The sequence below is a fragment of the Streptomyces actinomycinicus genome (assembly GCF_016741775.1).
GTDB lineage: Bacteria > Actinomycetota > Actinomycetes > Streptomycetales > Streptomycetaceae > Streptomyces > Streptomyces actinomycinicus.
Genome location: NZ_JAERRK010000016.1, coordinates 1 through 15,546 on the forward strand (window position 1 = coordinate 1; position 15,546 = coordinate 15,546).

Below are 15,546 nucleotides of genomic sequence, written 5' to 3' on the forward strand. Positions count from 1 at the left end.
CTTCGGGTCCTTCGGGTCCTTCGGGTCCTTCGGGTCCTTCGGGTCCTTCGGGTCCTTCGGGTCGACCGGTGCCTTGGGGTCCTTCTTGCTGTTGTCGTTGTTCTGGGTGACGACCACCGTGGTGTTCTGGACCACGGTGCTGCTACCGCCGCCACCGCCGCCGCCACCGCCACCGCCATGGCTGCCGCCTCCGCCGTGACCGCCACTGCCCCCGTGGCCGCCACTGCCGCCGTGACCGCCGCTGCCGCCGTGACCGCCACTGCCGCCGTGGCCGCCGCTGCCGTGGTGGCCGGAGCCGTGCCCGTGCCCGCCCTTCCTGCACCACTTCTTGATCTTGCTCTTGTTCTTGCTCTTCTTGGCCTTGTGGCACTTCTTGCCGTGGTGCGAGCCATGCTCGACGACACTCACCGCCGCCTGCTCGTGCTGCGGAGCCGCTACGGCCGAGGTGGCCGGCAGGACGAGGCCGCCGGTTATGAAGGCGGAGGCGACCAGAGTCGAGAGGCGAACGCGCCGGCGCTTAGCACGGGTGGCTTCGGAGATTTCAACGGTACGGTTCATGGCTTTTCCTATCTGAGAGGAGCGGTTTCGCCGGGGATCGGCGGTTCCAGGAAAGGGAGAATCCTTGGTGAGGATTTCCGCTTGCCTGCGGCCCATTTCGTTGCCGCACCTCAAGTAAGCCAAAACGCCATGACGGGGACACGTTCCGAGGACTCGGGACTTGTCAGCGCAGGATTCGCCTGGTAAAAGGGCGCCCGCGGGTCGTACCGGCTGTCAGGCAGGCCCTCGGAGCACGGGTACCGCCCAGGCCGGCGGCTCGGGTACGACGACCCGCGCCGCCTCCGCCTCCGCTTCGGCTCCGGGATCGGCACAATCGGCACCCACCCGCATGTCGACCAGCGTGGGCGTACGGCCGCGTGGGCCCACCTCGCCGACGGCCGTGCGCAGGGCCGACACGAACTCCATGCAGGTGTCGTAACGGTCGTCCGGCACCTTCGCCAGCGCCCGGAACATGACCTCGTCGGCCTCGGCGGGGATGTCCGGCCGCCCCTCGCTCAGGGCGGGCGGCTGGTCGCACTGGTGGGCCCAGAGCAGCTCGAGGTGGTCCTCGCGGTGGAAGGGCGGGACGCCGACGAGGGTCTCGTGGACGACACAGGCGAGGCTGTACAGGTCGGACCTGCCGTCCACCGGCCGGCCCGTGATCCGCTCGGGCGCCACGTAGTCCAGCGTGCCGACGAACTCGCCGGCCGAGGTGAACCCGGTGAGCGACAGCGACTTCTTCGCCAGACCGAAGTCGGTGAGGTAGACGTGCTCGGGGTGATCGCTGTCGATACCCTTGGCGACCAGCACGTTCCCGGGCTTGACGTCCCGGTGCACCAGGTCGCGCGCGTGGGCCGCGTCGAGCGCGGAGGCCAGCTGGGCGGCGATCCGCAGCGCGGCCGGCACCGTCAGCCGGCCTTCGCGGTCGATCAGGGCGCGCAGGTCGAGGCCGGACACGAAACACATGGCGATGTAGAGGATGCCGTCCGCCTCGCCGGCCTCGAAGACGGGGACGATGTTGGGGTGGTCGATGGCGGCGGCCACCCGGGACTCCTGGGCGAAGCGGCTGCGGAAGGCCTCGTTGCGGGTGTACTCGGGGGCGAGGAGCTTGAGGGCGACCGTGCGGCCGAGGCGCAGGTCCTTGGCGCAGTAGACGACGGCCATGCCACCGCGTCCGAGTTCGCGCTCGACCCGGTAGCCCGCGATCTCGGCCCCGATCAGTCCGGAGGCGCTGCGGGGCGGCCAACTCGCCTGCCTGGACGCCGTGTTCATCGAGACACCACCCTCACCCCGGTCGGCCACGGAGGGCTGGCTTCTACCTGAATCCTATCGATTGATCCCCGTATGTGCCGCATCTGTGTCCGGGTACGGCGGGGCCCGGGCCTCCCTCACGGGACCCGGGCCTCGCCTTTCCCGCGGCGTCCGTCACGCCGCCACGGGAACCTCCGGCGTCGCGCCGTCCGTGGCGGGCGCGAGGGCCAGCTCCAGGACCTGGCGGACGTCGGTCACGGTGTGGACGTCGAGCTTGTCCAGCACCTCGGCCGGGACGTCGTCCAGGTCGGGCTCGTTGCGCTTGGGGATGAACACGGTGGTCACCCCGGCGCGGTGGGCGGCGAGCAGCTTCTGCTTCACGCCGCCGATGGGCAGCACGCGGCCGGTCAGCGAGACCTCGCCGGTCATGGCCACGTCCGTGCGGACGAGCCGGCCGGAGAGCAGCGAGGCGAGGGCCGTGGTCATCGTGATGCCCGCGCTCGGGCCGTCCTTGGGCACCGCGCCCGCCGGGAAGTGGATGTGCACGCCCCGGTCCTTGAGGTCGGCCACCGGCAGCTCCAGCTCGGCGCCGTGGCTGCGCAGGAAGCTCAGCGCGATCTGCGCCGACTCCTTCATCACGTCGCCCAGCTGCCCGGTGAGGGTCAGGCCGGACGCGCCGGTCTCCGGGTCGGCGAGGGACGCCTCCACGAAGAGCACGTCACCGCCGGCGCCGGTGACCGCGAGACCGGTCGCCACACCGGGCACGGCCGTACGCCGCTCGGCCGGGTCCTGGGCGGACTCGGGCACGTGGTGCGGCCGGCCGATCAGCCCGCGCAGGTCACCGTCCGTCACGGTGAACGGCAGCTCTCGCTCCCCGAGTTCGTGCTGTGCGGCGACCTTGCGCAGCAGCCGCGCGATGGACCGCTCCAGGGTGCGTACGCCCGCCTCGCGGGTGTACTCGCCGGCGAGCTTGCGCAGCGCGCTCTCGTCGAGCGTGACCTCGTCCGCGCCCAGGCCGGCCCGCTCCAGCTGGCGCGGGACCAGGTGGTCGCGGGCGATGACGACCTTCTCGTCCTCGGTGTAGCCGTCCAGCCGGACGATCTCCATGCGGTCGGCGAGCGCCTCCGGGACGGCCTCCAGCACGTTGGCCGTGGCCAGGAAGACGACGTCCGACAGGTCCAGCTCGACCTCCAGGTAGTGGTCGCGGAAGGTGTGGTTCTGCGCCGGGTCGAGCACCTCGAGCAGGGCGGCGGCCGGGTCGCCCCGGAAGTCGGAGCCCACCTTGTCGATCTCGTCCAGCAGGACCACCGGGTTCATCGAGCCGGCCTCCTTGACGGCCCGCACGATCCGGCCGGGCAGCGCACCGACGTACGTTCGGCGGTGACCGCGGATCTCGGCCTCGTCGCGGACGCCGCCGAGGGCGACCCGGACGAACCGCCGGCCCATGGCGTGGGCGACACTCTCCCCCAAACTGGTCTTTCCGACCCCGGGCGGCCCCACCAGTGCGAGTACGGCACCGCCGCGCCGGCCGCCGATGACGCCCAGTCCGCGGTCGGTGCGCCGTTTGCGCACAGCCAGGTACTCGGTGATGCGTTCCTTCACGTCCTCCAGGCCCGCGTGCTCGGCGTCGAGCACCGCCTTCGCGCCCTGGATGTCGTAGGCGTCCTCGGTGCGCTCGTTCCAGGGCATCTCCAGGACGGTGTCCAGCCAGGTGCGGATCCATGAGCCCTCGGGCGACTGCTCGGAGGCGCGCTCCAGCTTGTCGACCTCCTTCAGGGCGGCCTCGCGGACCTTCTCGGGCAGGTCGGCGGCCTCGACGCGGGCCCGGTAGTCGTCGGACTCCTCGGCGGAATCCTTGGAGTTCTCGCCGTTCAGCTCGCGCAACTCCTTGCGGACGGCCTCCAGCTGACGGCGCAGCAGGAACTCGCGCTGCTGCTTGTCGACGCCCTCCTGGACGTCCTTGGCGATGGTCTCGGCCACGTCCTGCTCGGCGAGGTGGTCGCGGAGCTGCTGCGTGGCGAGCTTGAGGCGGGCCACCGGGTCGGCGGTCTCCAGCAGGTCGACCTTCTGCTCGGTGGTGAGGAACGGCGAGTAGCCGGAGTTGTCGGCGAGCGCGGAGACGTCGTCGATGGCCTGGACGCGGTCCACGACCTGCCAGGCCCCGCGCTTCTTCAGCCAGGTGGTGGCGAGTGCCTTGTATTCCTTGACCAGTTCGGCGACCTGGCCCGGCAGCGGGTCGGGCAGGTTCTCCTCGACGCGGGTGCCCTCGACCCATAGTGCGGCGCCCGGACCGGTGGTGCCGGCGCCGATGCGCACGCGGCTCCGGCCGCGGATCAGGGCTCCCGGGTCGCCGTCGGCGAGCCGGCCGACCTGCTCGACCGTGCCGAGGACGCCGGTACCGGCGTACGTGCCGTCGATGCGCGGCACCAGCAGCACCTTGGGCTTCCCGGGCTCCGACCGGGCGGCGGCCTGAGCGGCCTCCACCGCGGCCCGCACCTCGGCGTCGCTCAGGTCCAGCGGAACCACCATGCCGGGCAGCACGACCTCGTCGTCGAGCGGCAGCACGGGCAGCTTCAGCGTGAACGCCGGTGACTCAGTAGCCATGATCTCCCCTTAGGCAGTCAACTTGAGCTATGCCGACTCAATGTTCTGCGCGTGGTGATTGTTCCCAGGGAGTTGTTCGCTCTGAGCGATCATGCGCCTCTACGAGTGTGACCTGCGCGAACCCGCAGTCCCTCCGGGCCGGTCGGGACTGCGCACGCGGTTCCCCGCATTCCGTCAGGCGGGCCGGTGCCGGCGGCGGACCAGGGGCCAGCAGGCCACGCCGATGGCCAGGGCTATGACGTGGCCCCAGTCGGTCAAGGGGTCCGTGTAGGCGATCAGGTCGTCCAGGAGCAGGCCGGCCGCGAGGACCAGCAGGGGCCAGCGCACCCAGGGGCGGAGCAGCCCCGCGAGGGCGGCCGTGCTGGTGGCCACGCCGAAGCTGATGCCGTAGTCGAGGCGGTGCAGCGAGGTCGCGGGCAGGTGACCGAAGAGGACGGCGAGGCCCACCGGGACCTCGGTGGCGAGGGTCGCCAGGACGTGCCCGGCCAGGAAGACACCGGCGGTCCGTGGCCCGCCGGTCCGCCGCTCCAGCGCGGTGAGCACCAGCACGCACACGATCGCGTACGGCGAGAGCACCCCGCCCGCGATCCACAGCGCGCTCGCCAGCAGCACGGGCACGGGCGCGCTCAACAGGTGGGCGACGTCCGTGCTGGAGCCCTGGTGGAGGGCGTGCAGCAGGCCCGGGCCGGCCAGGGCCGCGACCGCCGAGGTGAAGGCGAGGACGGACACGTAGGCGAAGGTGAACGGGGTGCCGGCCGGGGTGGGCAGCAGACGCCACAGCCAGACCCACAGCCGCGACAGCGGCAGGAGCGGCGCGGCGGCGGGGGGTGCGGCGGCGGGAACGGCGGGTGCGCCGGGGGCCGGGAGAGCGGCCGGGGCGGCGCCGCGCTGGCGCGGCATTCCGTCCAGCAGCCCGGCGAGTGCCGGGGGCGGGACGACGGCGGTGCCGTCGGGAAGGGGCGTACCCGTCACGTGCGGGGACGCGTCCGTCGCAGGGCCCGGCGTGATCCGTTCCACGGTGAGGCGCTCCTTCCGTCGCACCCCACCCTTCGTGTTCGGCATGCCGCTGTCTATGACCGGCGCCACGCGAGAGCGGATTCACAGCAACCTCTCAGCCACCGCTTGCGTCCGGCCCCCGCCATCGGCCACCCGTCCGTGGGCGTCATGCGCAATTCGCATGAATGCCGGGCTCCGTTCAAGCAGGATGGGCTCATGACTGCCGTGTACGACTCCCCCGTGGTCCTGGACCGGCGCGACGGCCCGTACGGCGAGGTGGTGCTGCGCAGGCACGGTGGGCTGCTGCAGATCATCGCCAACGGCTGCTTCCTGATGGACACCTCCGACGGCCGCTCGGAGCGGCTGCTGATCGATGCCGCGCGCGACGCGCTGGACGACAGGCCGGTGCCGGACGTGCTGGTCGGCGGCCTGGGAGTGGGATTCTCGCTCGCACACGCCGCCGCCGACCCCCGGTGGGGGCGGATCACCGTGGTGGAGCGCGAGCCCGCCGTCATCGGCTGGCACCGTGACGGTCCGCTGGCCGAGATGACCGCGGACGCGCTCGCCGATCCGCGGACCGCACTGGTGGAAGCGGATCTCGTGTCGTACGTCAATGAGACATCGGACACGTTCGACGCCTTGTGCCTCGACATCGACAACGGCCCCGGCTGGACGGTCACGGAGGACAACGGCAGCCTCTACTCCCCGGCCGGAATCGCCGCTTGTGCACGGGTGTTGAGGCCCGGCGGAGTGCTGGCGGTATGGTCGGCGGAACCCTCTCCGGTATTTGAAGGAAGCTTGCGGAATGCCGGGTTCCGGCAGGTGCGTACCGAAGAGGTGCCCGTTGCCCGGGGCGTTCCCGACGCCGTGCACCTTGCCGTCAGACCTGGATAGCGACAGCGCGGTGAGTCCCCGTAATGTGCTGCCCTGACGCGGATCATTCAAGCGTCAAACGCAGACATGGGATCACCCCACGGATTCCGGAAAGCAACAACAGGGGCGGGCGATGGAGCAGACACACACCTCCCAGAGCGGCGCGGCGACGACCACCCCGGGCGCACAGCGCCGGGTGCTGGTCGTCGAGGACGACCCGACGATCGTCGACGCTATCGCGGCCCGGCTCCGCGCCGAGGGATTTCTGGTGCAAACAGCGGCCGACGGTCCGGCCGCGGTCGACACGGCCGAGGCCTGGCAGCCCGACCTGCTGATCCTCGACATCATGCTGCCCGGCTTCGACGGGCTCGAAGTGTGCCGGCGGGTGCAGGCACAGCGGCCGGTGCCGGTGCTCATGCTCACCGCGCGGGACGACGAGACGGACATGCTGGTCGGGCTCGGCGTCGGCGCCGACGACTACATGACCAAGCCGTTCTCGATGCGGGAACTGGCGGCGCGCGTGCACGTGCTGCTGCGCCGGGTGGAGCGGGCCGCGCTGGCCGCCACCACGCCGCGCTCCGGCATCCTGCGGCTCGGTGAGCTGGAGATCGACCACGCGCAGCGCCGGGTGCGGGTGAAGGCGGAGGACGTCCATCTGACGCCGACCGAGTTCGACCTGCTGGTGTGCCTGGCGAACACCCCGCGCGCGGTGCTCTCCCGGGAGCAGCTGCTGGCCGAGGTGTGGGACTGGGCGGACGCCTCCGGCACCCGCACGGTCGACAGCCACATCAAGGCGCTGCGGCGGAAGATCGGCGCCGAGCGGATCCGCACCGTGCACGGCGTGGGCTACGCGCTGGAGACACCGAACCCATGACCGGCGACGGGCGCCGGACCGCACGGAGGAGCCCCGGGAACCTCGGCGAGGAACCCTGGGGCGGCGTACGCCCGTTCTCGATCAAGACCAAGCTGGGCGCACTGGTCGTCATCGCGGTACTGATCACCACCGGACTGTCGATCGTCGCGGTGCACACCAAGACGGAGCTGCGCTTCATCACGGTCTTCTCGATGATCGCGACCCTGCTGATCACGCAGTTCGTGGCCCACTCGCTGACGATGCCGCTGGACGAGATGAACGCGGTGGCCCGCTCCATCTCGCACGGCGACTACACGCGCCGGGTCAAGGAGAACCGCCGGGACGAGCTGGGCAACCTGGCCCAGACGATCAACGTCATGGCCGACGAGCTGGAGGCCCAGGACAGCCAGCGCAAGGAGCTGGTGGCGAACGTCTCGCACGAGCTGCGCACCCCCATCGCCGGTCTGCGCGCCGTGCTGGAGAACATCGTCGACGGGGTCACCCAGGCGGATCCGGAGACCATGCGGACGGCCCTGAAGCAGACCGAGCGGCTCGGCCGGCTGGTGGAGACCCTGCTGGACCTGTCCCGGCTGGACAACGGCGTCGTCCCGCTGAAGATGCGGCGGTTCGAGGTGTGGCCGTACCTCTCGGGCGTGCTGAAGGAGGCCAACATGGTCGCCTCCGCGCGCGCGGGCATCGCCTCCGGCTCCGGCAGCCACACACGCACCGACGTCCATCTGCACCTGGACGTCTCGCCGCCGGAGCTGACCACCCACGCGGACCCCGAGCGCATCCACCAGGTCGTCGCCAACCTGATCGACAACGCGGTCAAGCACAGCCCGCCGCACGGCCGGGTGACGGTGAAGGCGCGGCGCGGGCCGCAGCCGGAGTCGCTGGAGCTGGAGGTCCTGGACGAGGGACCCGGCATCCCGAGGTCGGAGTGGCACCGGGTGTTCGAGCGGTTCAACCGCGGGGCGGCGACCCGGCCGCACGGGCCGGGCAGCGACGGCGGCACGGGACTGGGGCTGGCCATCGCCCGGTGGGCGGTGGATCTGCACGGCGGCCGGATCGGTGTGGCCGAATCCGAGCGGGGCTGCCGGATCATCGTCACTCTCCCGGGACTGACTTCCGTCCCAAGTTGACGTAAAGTCCGAACCGGAAGCACAAGATCCATGAGCGTCCGCGCATCGCCGTGCAGCTGGACACGTGTGATCAGGGGCAGGCCCGCGCCACCCGTCGAACGAAGACGCGCAGGGCCCGGACCGGTGCACCCTCTCTCATGCGGAACCACGCTTGTTTCCCGCCATATCAAGCCCTGAAACAAGATTTCCGATGTGACTTACGCGACGATGAACGGGCCCGACCTGACCTTCACGGTCTTGGAGGCGTAGCCTTTATTCCCGCTGTCCATCACCTTGTGAAGCGGAAGAGGGCGGTTGCCGCCGTGTCGCCACAGTCCCCCAGTAACTCGAGCATCTCGACCGACGACCAAGCCGGGAAGAACCCCGCTGCCGCGTTCGGTCCGAACGAGTGGCTCGTCGACGAGATCTATCAGCAGTACCTCCAGGACCCGAACTCGGTAGACCGAGCCTGGTGGGACTTCTTCGCCGATTACAAGCCGGGTGCTCCTGCCACCCCGGCTCCGGCGGGTACTGCGGCCGCGGGGGCCGCAGGTACCACCTCCCCCACGGTCGACTCCGCTCCCGCGGGGGGAGCCCCGTCGGCCGCTCCGGCCCCGCAGCCCGCCGCTCCGGCCGCTGCCCCGGCCCCGGCCGCGAAGGCCCCCGCCCCGGCTCCCGCTCCCGCGGCGAAGGCCGCCCCCGCCCCGGCCAAGCCGGCGCAGCCCGCACAGGCGCCCGCTCAGCCCCAGGCGAAGGCCGCCCCCGCGACGGCGGCGCCCGAGGGTCCCGAGTACGTGACGCTGCGTGGTCCGTCCGCGGCCGTCGCGAAGAACATGAACGCCTCGCTGGAGCTGCCGACCGCCACCTCGGTCCGCGCGGTCCCGGTGAAGCTGCTGTTCGACAACCGCATCGTCATCAACAACCACCTGAAGCGCGCCCGGGGCGGGAAGATCTCCTTCACGCACCTGATCGGCTTCGCGATGGTGCAGGCCATCAAGGCCATGCCGGCGATGAACCACGCGTTCGGCGAGAAGGACGGCAAGCCGACCCTCATCAAGCCGCCGCACGTCAACCTCGGCCTGGCCATCGACCTGGTCAAGCCGAACGGTGACCGCCAGCTCGTCGTGGCCGCCATCAAGAAGGCCGAGACGCTGAACTTCTTCGAGTTCTGGCAGGCCTACGAGGACATCGTCCGCCGCGCCCGCGACGGCAAGCTGACGATGGACGACTTCACCGGCGTCACGGTCTCCCTGACCAACCCCGGCGGCCTCGGCACCGTCCACTCCGTGCCGCGTCTGATGCCCGGCCAGTCCGTGATCATGGGCGTCGGCTCCATGGACTACCCGGCCGAGTTCCAGGGCACCAGCCAGGACACGCTGAACAAGCTCGGCATCTCGAAGGTCATGACGCTCACGTCGACCTACGACCACCGGGTCATCCAGGGCGCCGCCTCCGGCGAGTTCCTGCGCCAGGTCGCGAACCTGCTGCTCGGCGAGAACGGCTTCTACGACGACATCTTCGAGGCCCTGCGCATCCCCTACGAGCCGGTCCGCTGGCTCAAGGACATCGACGCGTCCCACGACGACGACGTCACCAAGGCCGCCCGCGTCTTCGAGCTGATCCACTCCTACCGGGTCCGCGGCCACGTCATGGCCGACACCGACCCGCTGGAGTACAAGCAGCGCAAGCACCCCGACCTGGACATCGTCGAGCACGGCCTCACCCTGTGGGACCTGGAGCGCGAGTTCGCCGTCGGCGGCTTCGCCGGCAAGTCGATGATGAAGCTGCGCGACATCCTCGGCGTGCTCCGCGACTCGTACTGCCGCACCACCGGCATCGAGTTCATGCACATCCAGGACCCCAAGCAGCGCAAGTGGATCCAGGACCGCGTGGAGCGCCCGCACTCCAAGATGGAGCGCGAGGAGCAGCTGCGCATCCTGCGCCGGCTGAACGCGGCGGAGGCCTTCGAGACCTTCCTGCAGACCAAGTACGTCGGCCAGAAGCGCTTCTCGCTGGAGGGCGGCGAGTCCGTCATCCCGCTGCTCGACGCCGTGATCGACTCGGCCGCCGAGTCCCGCCTGGACGAGGTCGTCATCGGCATGGCCCACCGTGGCCGCCTGAACGTCCTCGCCAACATCGTCGGCAAGTCGTACGCGCAGATCTTCCGCGAGTTCGAGGGCAACCTCGACCCGAAGTCGATGCACGGCTCCGGCGACGTGAAGTACCACCTGGGCGCCGAGGGCACCTTCACCGGCCTGGACGGCGAGCAGATCAAGGTCTCGCTGGTCGCCAACCCCTCGCACCTGGAGGCGGTGGACCCGGTCCTGGAGGGCGTCTCGCGCGCCAAGCAGGACATCATCAACAAGGGCGGCACGGACTTCACCGTCCTGCCGGTGGCGATCCACGGCGACGCGGCCTTCGCGGGCCAGGGCGTGGTGGCCGAGACCCTGAACATGTCGCAGCTGCGCGGCTACCGCACCGGCGGCACGGTCCACATCGTCATCAACAACCAGGTCGGCTTCACCGCGGCCCCCGAGTCCTCGCGTTCGTCCATGTACGCGACGGACGTGGCCCGCATGATCGAGGCCCCGATCTTCCACGTGAACGGCGACGACCCCGAGGCCGTCGTGCGCGTCGCGCGGCTCGCCTTCGAGTTCCGCCAGGCGTTCAACAAGGACGTGGTGATCGACCTCATCTGCTACCGCCGCCGCGGTCACAACGAGTCGGACAACCCGGCCTTCACCCAGCCGCTGATGTACGACCTGATCGACAAGAAGCGCTCGGTGCGCAAGCTCTACACCGAGTCCCTGATCGGTCGCGGCGACATCACCCTGGAAGAGGCCGAGCAGGCGCTGCAGGACTACCAGGGCCAGCTGGAGAAGGTCTTCACGGAGGTCCGCGAGGCCACCTCGCAGCCGGCCTCCGGTGACGTCCAGGCCCCGCAGGACGGCTTCCCGGTCGCGGTCCCGACCGCGATCTCCGCGGAGGTCGTCAAGCGGATCGCCGAGTCCCAGGTCAACGTCCCCGACCACATCACCGTCCACCCCCGTCTGCAGCCGCAGCTGCAGCGCCGTGCGGCGATGGTCGAGGACGGCACGATCGACTGGGGCATGGGCGAGACCCTCGCCATCGGCTCCCTGCTGCTGGAGGGCACCCCGGTCCGCCTCGCGGGCCAGGACTCCCAGCGCGGCACCTTCGGCCAGCGCCACGCGGTGCTCATCGACCGGGAGACCGGCGAGGAGTACACGCCGCTGCAGTACCTCTCGGAGGACCAGGCCCGCCTGAACGTCTACAACTCGCTGCTCTCCGAGTACGCGGCGATGGGCTTCGAGTACGGCTACTCGCTGGCCCGTCCCGACGCGCTCGTGATGTGGGAGGCGCAGTTCGGCGACTTCGTCAACGGCGCGCAGACGGTCGTGGACGAGTTCATCTCCTCGGCCGAGCAGAAGTGGGGCCAGACCTCCGGCGTCACCCTGCTGCTGCCGCACGGCTACGAGGGCCAGGGCCCGGACCACTCGTCCGCGCGTCCGGAGCGGTTCCTCCAGCTCTGCGCCCAGAACAACATGACGGTCGCGATGCCCACGTCCCCGTCGAACTACTTCCACCTCCTGCGGTGGCAGGTGCACAACCCGCACCACAAGCCGCTGGTCGTCTTCACCCCGAAGTCGATGCTGCGCCTGAAGGCCGCCGCGTCGAAGGCGGAGGAGTTCACCACGGGCCAGTTCCGTCCCGTCATCGGCGACAGCACGGCCGACCCGGCCGCGGTCCGCAAGGTCGTCTTCTGCGCCGGCAAGGTCTACTACGACCTGGAGGCCGAGCGGGTCAAGCGCGGCGCCACGGACACGGCGATCATCCGCATCGAGCGCCTGTACCCGCTGCCGGGTGAGGAGCTGCAGGCGGAGGTCAACAAGTACCCGAACGCCGAGAAGTACCTGTGGGTGCAGGAGGAGCCGGCGAACCAGGGTGCCTGGCCGTTCATCGCGCTCAACCTGATCGACCACCTGGACCTGGCGGTCGGCGCGGACATCCCGGCCGGCGAGCGGCTGCGGCGCATCTCGCGCCCGCACGGCTCGTCCCCGGCGGTGGGTTCGGCCAAGCGTCACCAGGCCGAGCAGGAGCAGCTGGTGCGCGAGGTGTTCGAGGCGTAACGCCTCCGGCGGTTCGCCGAAGTGTGCGGGCCCGGTACCGAGTTGTCGCTCGGTACCGGGCCCTTCGCCTGTCCGGTCGGCCGACTGGGACCCGTAGGCGGCTGCGGGTCCGTCCCGGCCGGTCGCGCAGTTCCCCGCGCCCCTTCGGGGCGCTTCAGCCGAGGTACGGCTCGAAGTCCCAGTACGGCCGGGTGCGTTGGCGGGCCGAGATGGTGTGGGGGTGCTGGGCGCCCAGGCTGCGGGTCAGCGCCAGCAGGCCGTCGTCCTCCAGCTTTCCGGCCTCCTCGTCCTCCCGTGCCGCCCTCAGGTCCGCGGCGAGAGCCACCTGGCCGGAGAGCGTCAGCGGATGGTCGTGGCCGAGCGTGTGCCGGGCCCGGCGCAGGGTGTCCCGGCTCAGTTCCACGGCCTCCGGGATCCGCCCGTTGAAGTTGCGCCCGCTGGCCGTGTTGAGGGCGCAGCCGAGGACCCACGGGTGGTCGCCGCCCAGGGTCGCGGTGAGCCCGGCGAGTGCCGCCTCGAACATCGACAGGGCCTCGGCCCGCTCACCGGCGGCCTGCATGACCAGCCCGGTGTTGGAGAGCATGCCGGTGGCCACCGGGTGGGCCGGCCCGAGCAGGCTGCGGTAGCCGGCCTCGGCCTTGTCGATCAGTTCCCGCGCCTGGTCCAGGTCGCCGTGTTCGCGCAGGAAGTTGCCGTAGTTGGTGACGAAGGCCAGGGTGCGGTAGTGGTCCGGGCCGTGCACCTGCTGCAACTGCTCCAGCAGGCTCGCCATGTACGGCCCCACGTCCTGTTGGTGGCTGCCCTCCCGGCGCCGGCACATGGCCAGGTGGGTGCGGGCGCCGAGGGTCTGCGGATGCTGCGGGCCGAGCACCTGCACATGCAGCCGGACCAGCGGTTCCTGCCGGGCGAGCGCATCGCGGTAGCGGCCCAGCAGGCGCAGGTCGTGGGTGACGGCGCTGCCGGAGTTGAGGGTGCTGATGTGCCGGGCCCGCAGCACGTTCTCCCGCCGGGCCAGGGTCTCCAGGTCGAACTCGTACGCCTGCTGGTACCGGCCGAGGAGCCGCAGGCCGACGGCGACGTTGTGCCGGGACACCAGCGTGGGGACCTCGTCCGGGCCGAGCAGCGCGGTGTAGCCGTCGAGGACCTGCCGCTGCACCTCGTCCGCCTCGGCGTACCGCCCGAGGTGGCGCAGGCTGTTGGCCATGTTGCCCTGCACGGACAGCTCGGCCAGCGGGGCGGACCGCCCGGCGGTCAGCAGGCGCTGGTGGATGCCGTGGTCGAGGTCGTAGGCGTCGCGGAACCTGCCGCTGGCGCGCAGGATGTTGCTCTCCTGGTAGGTCAGGTCGAGCATCAGCTGGGACAGCGGGTCCATGGTGCGGGACCAGCGTTCGCGGATCCGCTGGGCCAGGTCGAGGCCGCTCTTGTACTCCCCGCTGCGGAAGCAGTACCGCAGACAGTTGAGGACCATCTGCTGGACCCGGGGCTGGGTGCTCTCCAGCGCGCCGGACGGCTCCAGGTGCGGGAGCAGTTCGGCGTACCGGGGCCAGTTCCTGCTGTCCATGGGGTTGCCCGGGTCGGCCTCGGCGAGCAGGCTGCGCACGACCCGCTGGTGGGCGGTGCGTCCGGCCTCTCCGGTCAGCTTGGAGACGATGTCGTGGACGAGCCGGTGCATGTGCACCGACTCCTGGTGCGGGCCCATGTCGGCGCCGACCGGGCCGCGGGTCTCCCGGGTGAGGACCGAGTAGTTGACGAGCGTGTCCAGGGCCCTGGTCCAGGCGGGCAGGTCGGTCGTCATCCAGCGGAGTTCTTCGGGGAGGTCGATCTGCGGGTAGGCGCGGATGAGGCCGATCGGGATGCGCCCGGGGGCGAACGAGGTGCACAGGCCGAGCACGTCGATGGCGTGCGGCTGCGACACCCGGAGCCGGTTGAGCAGTATCGACCAGGACGTCATGGAGGACTGCGGGAACCCGTCGCCGGTGGCGGGCTCGTCGACCGTGGAGAGCCGGCGCTCGCGCACCATGCGCAGGTACTCGGGCACTTCCATCCCCGACTCGCCGAGCCAGGAGGCGGCCTGCACCAGTGGCAGCGGTACGTCCCCGAACTCGGCGGCCACCTCGTCGGCCTCGGCCGCCGTGATGTGCGGGGCGCGGCGCATCAGGTAGCCGGTGGACTCGGGGCGCAGGAAGGCGGGGATCTCCAGGATGTCGGTGTGCTCGCTCCAGCCGCGGTTGCGGGAGGTGATGAGGACGTGGCCCGGGCCCTGGGGCAGCAGGGTGTCCATGCCCGCCGTGTCGTCCCAGCCGTCGAAGATGATCAGCCAGTTGGTGTGCGGCTCGCCGCGCCGCAGGCAGTCGCGCACGGCGCGGATGCGTTCGCCCGGCTCGCTGCCGATGCTCAGGCCGAGGTCGACGGCGAGTTCGCCGAAGCGGTCGCGCTGGATGTTCCGGTCGTCGGAGTTGACCCACCACACGAGGTCGTAGTCGGTGCTGAAGCGGTGCGCGTACTCGGCGGCGAGCTGGGTCTTGCCGATGCCCGACATGCCGAGCAGGGTGCAGACGGCGTTGCCGCGCTCGGCGTCCGCGAGCCGCTGGTGGAGATCGGTGAGCAGGTCGTCGCGGCCGGTGAAGCGCGGGTTGCGGCGCGGGACCTCGCTCCAGATCTCGCAGCGCGTGTCGGGGAAGCGTACGCCGCCGGGCAGCACGCGTGGGGTGCGGCGGCGGTCGACGCCGAGCCGGGCCAGCAGCCGCTCCTCGGCGGCCTCCTCGCTGAGTCCCCACAGGCTGGCGGGTTCCAGGACGGCCGTGGCCGGCAGCAGGGAGCGGTTGGTCAGGTTGACGGCGGCGAAGCGGTCGGCGTGTGCGGCGACGAAGCCGCGCAGGACGTCGTTCCACTCGCCGGCGGGCCGGGGGCCGAGTTCGAAGAACCAGTCGTTGAGGACCAGCAGGATACGGCCGGTGGACAGCAGCAGGTCGCCGAGCGAGTCCTCCAGCGGCACCTCGCGGGGCGGGTCCCAGCGTTGCAGGGTGGTGCGGTGGCCGTGGCGCTCCAGGGCCTGGGCGATCCATGCCGCCCAGGAGCGGTGGTAGCCGGGGAAGACCACCAGGAAGTGTTCGGGTGCCGTCGCACCGTCCGTGTCCGACCGCCGCTGTACCACCATCGTCAC

Annotated in this window: 9 protein-coding genes; 4 read left to right on the forward strand and 5 right to left on the reverse strand. The window is 70.9% G+C overall.

The window, feature by feature from the left end:
* The 4 genes from JK359_RS26140 to JK359_RS26155 form a co-directional block, all read right to left on the reverse strand.
* The coding region (locus tag JK359_RS26140; RefSeq protein ID WP_201840458.1) for a hypothetical protein at nucleotides 1-558 on the reverse strand (558 nt) is incomplete at its 3' end.
* Nucleotides 559-771: 213 nt separating this feature from the next.
* The gene (locus JK359_RS26145) at nucleotides 772-1,809 is read right to left on the reverse strand and encodes a serine/threonine-protein kinase (protein ID WP_201840460.1); all 1,038 of its coding nucleotides are present in this window, start codon (nucleotides 1,807-1,809) and stop codon (nucleotides 772-774) included.
* Between the two features lie 153 nt (nucleotides 1,810-1,962).
* Nucleotides 1,963-4,392 carry an endopeptidase La gene (gene lon / locus JK359_RS26150; protein WP_201840462.1) on the reverse strand — a complete coding sequence of 810 codons (2,430 nt, stop codon included), beginning with the start codon at nucleotides 4,390-4,392 and terminating at the stop codon, nucleotides 1,963-1,965.
* Between the two features lie 174 nt (nucleotides 4,393-4,566).
* Nucleotides 4,567-5,409: a rhomboid-like protein gene (locus JK359_RS26155; RefSeq protein ID WP_307788288.1), complete on the reverse strand. Its 843-nt coding sequence runs from the start codon at nucleotides 5,407-5,409 to the stop codon at nucleotides 4,567-4,569.
* A 195-nt stretch (nucleotides 5,410-5,604) separates the two neighbouring features.
* Between JK359_RS26155 and JK359_RS26160 the strand changes: the two genes are divergently transcribed.
* The 4 genes from JK359_RS26160 (at nucleotide 5,605) to JK359_RS26175 (ending at nucleotide 12,383) form a co-directional block, all read left to right on the forward strand.
* A complete protein-coding gene (locus tag JK359_RS26160) occupies nucleotides 5,605-6,282 on the forward strand; it encodes a spermidine synthase family protein (protein ID WP_201840464.1) in 678 nt (225 codons plus the stop codon).
* 112 nt (nucleotides 6,283-6,394) lie between these two features.
* Nucleotides 6,395-7,135, forward strand: a complete 741-nt coding sequence (locus tag JK359_RS26165; protein ID WP_201840467.1) for a response regulator transcription factor — start codon at nucleotides 6,395-6,397, stop codon at nucleotides 7,133-7,135.
* A complete protein-coding gene (locus tag JK359_RS26170) occupies nucleotides 7,132-8,256 on the forward strand; it encodes a HAMP domain-containing sensor histidine kinase (RefSeq protein ID WP_201840470.1) in 1,125 nt (374 codons plus the stop codon). Before JK359_RS26165 ends, JK359_RS26170 begins: the two co-directional genes overlap by 4 nt.
* Nucleotides 8,257-8,558: 302 nt before the next feature.
* The gene (locus JK359_RS26175) at nucleotides 8,559-12,383 is read left to right on the forward strand and encodes a multifunctional oxoglutarate decarboxylase/oxoglutarate dehydrogenase thiamine pyrophosphate-binding subunit/dihydrolipoyllysine-residue succinyltransferase subunit (RefSeq protein WP_201840472.1); all 3,825 of its coding nucleotides are present in this window, start codon (nucleotides 8,559-8,561) and stop codon (nucleotides 12,381-12,383) included.
* A 154-nt stretch (nucleotides 12,384-12,537) separates the two neighbouring features.
* On the opposite strand, the gene fxsT is transcribed toward JK359_RS26175, so the two are convergent.
* Complete coding sequence (gene fxsT, locus JK359_RS26180) at nucleotides 12,538-15,540, reverse strand: FxSxx-COOH system tetratricopeptide repeat protein (RefSeq protein WP_201840474.1); 3,003 nt, start codon at nucleotides 15,538-15,540, stop codon at nucleotides 12,538-12,540.
* Between the last annotated feature and the right edge of the window lie 6 nt (nucleotides 15,541-15,546).